This window comes from Micromonospora coerulea, from assembly GCF_016598485.1.
Lineage (GTDB): Bacteria > Actinomycetota > Actinomycetes > Mycobacteriales > Micromonosporaceae > Micromonospora > Micromonospora coerulea.
Genome location: NZ_JAEMUW010000106.1, coordinates 1 through 716 on the forward strand (window position 1 = coordinate 1; position 716 = coordinate 716).

General features: G+C 69.0%; 1 protein-coding gene. It reads left to right on the forward strand.

All coding sequences use genetic code 11. The features are described from left to right. Positions 1-703: transposase (locus I8N68_RS32490; protein ID WP_200216928.1), on the forward strand; the 703-nt coding region annotated here is incomplete at its 5' end. Positions 704-716: the final 13 nt, after the last annotated feature.

Genomic DNA, 716 nt, shown 5'->3' on the forward strand with positions numbered 1-716 from the left:
ACTCGAGTTGGTGCCCGGCGGCGCGAAGAAGGACCTGTCCGCCCAGCAGGCCCGCGCCCTGCTGGGCAGCGTGCGCCCGCGCGACGTGGTCGGCAAGACCCGTCGCCGGCTGGCCTCGGAGTTGACCGGCGAGCTTGTCGTCATCGACAAGAAGATCAAGATCGCGAAACAGGAGCTCACCGACCTGGTCAACAGCACCGGAAGCCGGCTGATGGACCTGACCGGCATCGGACCGTCCGGCGCGGCCCGCCTGCTCGGCGACATCGGCGACATCCACCGGTTTCCCAGCCGCGCCCACTTCGCCTCGTGGAATGGCACCGCACCGATCGACGCCTCGTCCGGCGACCAGAACCGGCACCGCCTCTCCAGAGCCGGGAACCGGCGCATCAACCGGGCGCTGCACATCATGGCCATCGTCCAGCTGCGCCGTGACACCGAAGGGCGCCGCTACTACCGGCGCAGACTGGCCGCGGGCAAAACCCCGATGGAGGCCCTACGGGCACTGAAGCGGCGCCTGTCCGACATCGTCTACCGGCAGATGGCCGCCGACGCGAAGCTGGTCAGGACGGGTCCGGGAGGACACGTGGGGGCGACTCTGCAATCCAGCGCGGCCGACCCGAACCCCGAGATCGACACTTCGGAAAAGTCACTTCCCGGACCCGCCACACCCCAGCCTAGAACAACCCTCGCCGCGGCCTCTTGACACAGAGGGGTGC